Here is a 2,815-nt window from a genome sequence, read left to right as displayed (position 1 = left end):
TGAAGCGCGCCCAGGAGCGCGGCCTGCCCGACTACCCGGTCTTCACCCGCAAGGCGATGACCGACCTCAACTACGAGGCCTGCGCCAGGCAGCTGCTGGCCTTGCGGCCGCGCATCATCCCCCAGTTCGCCACCCATAACGCGCTGACCGTCGCGACCGTCGCGGAGCTCGCCGGGAATACCGAAAATTTCGAGTTCCAACGCCTGCACGGCATGGGCGAGGCGCTTTATGAGCGGCTGCTCGCCGAGGATGCCGGCTTCGCCTGCCGCACCTATGCCCCGGTCGGCGGCCATCAGGACCTGCTCGCCTATCTCGTCCGCCGCCTGCTCGAGAACGGCGCCAACTCCTCCTTCGTCTCGGTCTCGGGCGACCCGGACGTGCCGGTTGCGGAGCTGCTCGTGCCGCCGGCCGACATCATCGGCACAGGCAGCGCCGCCCGCCATCGCCGCATCCCGCTGCCGGCCGATCTCTTCGGCCCCTCGCGCAAGAACTCGGCCGGCGTCGAGCTCGGCGATGCGGCAAGCCTCGCCGCGCTGCTCGCCGAGATCGGCCGCGCCACGGCAAAACCCTTCCCCGAGGCGAGCGCCATCATCGACGGCAAGCCTGTCGCCGGCACGAAGCGCGCGGTGCTCTCGCCGATCGACGGCCGGCCGGTCGGCCAGGTCAGCGAGGCCGATACCGCGACCGCCGAGCTGGCGCTGCGCGCCGCAAAGGCCGGCTTCCCGGCCTGGAACGCGACGCCGGCCCGCATCCGTGCCGCGGCCCTGCGCCAGGCCGCCGAGCTGATGGAAGCCCGCCGCGGCCCGATCCTCGCTCTGCTCCAGGCCGAGGCCGGCAAGACGCTCGACGACGCCATCGCGGAACTGCGCGAGGCGGTCGACTTCCTGCGCTATTACGCCGCCGAGGCCGAGACCAAATTCGCCGTACCCGCCGCCCTGCCCGGCCCGACCGGCGAGGAGAACCGGCTGGTGCTGCGCGGCCGCGGGCCCTTCATCTGCATCGCCCCCTGGAACTTCCCGCTGGCGATCTTCACCGGCCAGGTCGCTGCCGCCCTCGTCACCGGTAACAGCGTCGTCGCCAAGCCGGCGCCGCAGACCCCGCTGATCGCCAGCCTCGCGATCGGCATCCTGCACGAGGCCGGCGTGCCGAAGAGCGCGCTGCACTTCGCCCCCGGCGACGGCAAGCTCGGCGCCGCGCTGGTCGCGCACAGGGACGTCGCCGGCGTCGCCTTCACCGGCTCGACCGCCACCGCCCGCGCCATCAACCGCGCGCTCGCCGCCAAGGACTCAGCCATCGTGCCGCTGATCGCCGAGACCGGCGGCCTCAACGCCATGATCGTCGACGCGACCGCGCTCGCCGAGCAGGTCGCCGACGACGTCGTGATCTCGGCCTTCCGCTCGGCCGGCCAGCGCTGCTCGGCGCTGCGCCTGCTGGTGGTGCAGGAGGACGTCGCCGACAAGATGCTCGAGATGATCGAGGGCGCCGCCAGCGTGCTCCGGCTCGGCGACCCGCGCGAGATCGAGACCCATATCGGCCCGGTGATCGACGAAGCCGCAAAGCAGCGCCTCGACAGCCATGTCGCGGCGATGCAGGCGCAAGGCCGCGTCACCTATGCCGGCCAGACGCCCGCGCTCGGCGGCACCTATGTCGCCCCGCACATCATCCGCCTCGACAAGATCTCCGACCTCACCGCCGAGCACTTTGGCCCGCTGCTGCATGTCGTGCGCTGGAAGGCGGGCCAGCTCGACACGGTGCTCGAGGCGATCGAGGCCACCGGCTACGGGCTGACGCTCGGCGTGCATTCGCGCATCGAGACCACGGTCGAGCGCGTCACGGAGAAACTCTCGACCGGCAATATCTACGTCAACCGCAACATCATCGGCGCCGTCGTCGGCGTGCAGCCCTTCGGCGGCCACGGCCTCTCCGGCACCGGCCCCAAGGCCGGCGGCCCGCACTACCTGCCCCGCTTCGCCACCGAGCAGACGGTGACGATCAACACGGCGGCGGCGGGCGGGAACGCCAGCCTGATCGCCATGGGGGAGTGAGGGCACCCACGCATTCCAGCCCGGCGCGGGAGCCCTCCCCCCTTGTGGGGGAGGGTTGGGAGGGGGGTCTGGAGGGCCCGCCCGTGCCAGCCTCGTTCGGCCGGAAAGCAGGTGTTTCCCCTCACGGCTGACTACCCCCCTCTCCAGCTCTCCCCTACAAGGGGGGAGAGGGCACGCCGCGCCTTACTCCGCCCCGCGCGCCGCCGCCTGGCGCAGGCGGGCGAGCGCTTCCTCGGCGCCGGCCCTGATCGCCGGATCGGCGACCTGCCCGTCCTGCGCGACGCGCTCGATCAGCGCCGCGACGCTGAATTCGCCGCCGGCGGCGGTGAGCTTCAGCACCGCATTGGCCAGCACATTCGGCCAATAGGCCGCCCCGCCCTTGGCCAGCCCCTTGGCCTTGCGGCCCTCGAATTCCTTGGTGAGCTGTTCGGGGGTTTTTCTGGCCATGGCGAGCTTTCCGTGAATCGCGTCTGAGCGCGAGCTTATAGCAGCCCAGCCGGAAAGGGCGCGGGGAACCCTTGCCGCGCGACCCGCCGCTGGGCCTCCTCCCAGGCTGCCGGTGCTCATTTCCAGACCGCCTCCTTCTCCCACCCATCTCGGGCGTGCCCGAGATGGGCACTCTGAGTCCGTGCATGTCGGAAACATCCGACATGCACGGGAGAGAAGGAAGCCGGCAGGGGATCAGGGCGGGCGCGACATCTGCCAGACGTGGCGCGGGGAACCCTCTCCTGGAAGGAGAGGGCAGGGTGAGGTGTAGGCCGTTTGACCAG

General features: G+C 71.3%; 2 protein-coding genes. One reads left to right on the top strand and one right to left on the bottom strand.

The genetic code is table 11. From position 1 onward, the window contains the following. Nucleotides 1-2,045, top strand: a 2,045-nt coding sequence (putA, locus tag V6M56_RS10945; RefSeq protein ID WP_332683616.1) for a bifunctional proline dehydrogenase/L-glutamate gamma-semialdehyde dehydrogenase PutA, incomplete at its 5' end; no start/stop codon positions are given. Between the two features lie 183 nt (nt 2,046-2,228). Here the strand turns inward: putA and V6M56_RS10940 are convergent. Then, nucleotides 2,229-2,492, bottom strand: coding sequence for a hypothetical protein (locus tag V6M56_RS10940; protein WP_332683614.1), 264 nt, complete (start codon nt 2,490-2,492; stop codon nt 2,229-2,231). Nucleotides 2,493-2,815: the final 323 nt, after the last annotated feature.

Origin of the sequence: Allobosea sp. (assembly GCF_036675845.1) — a bacterium.
Classification (GTDB): Bacteria; Pseudomonadota; Alphaproteobacteria; order Rhizobiales; family Beijerinckiaceae; genus Allobosea.
This window is presented reverse-complemented; position numbering and strand designations above follow the sequence as displayed.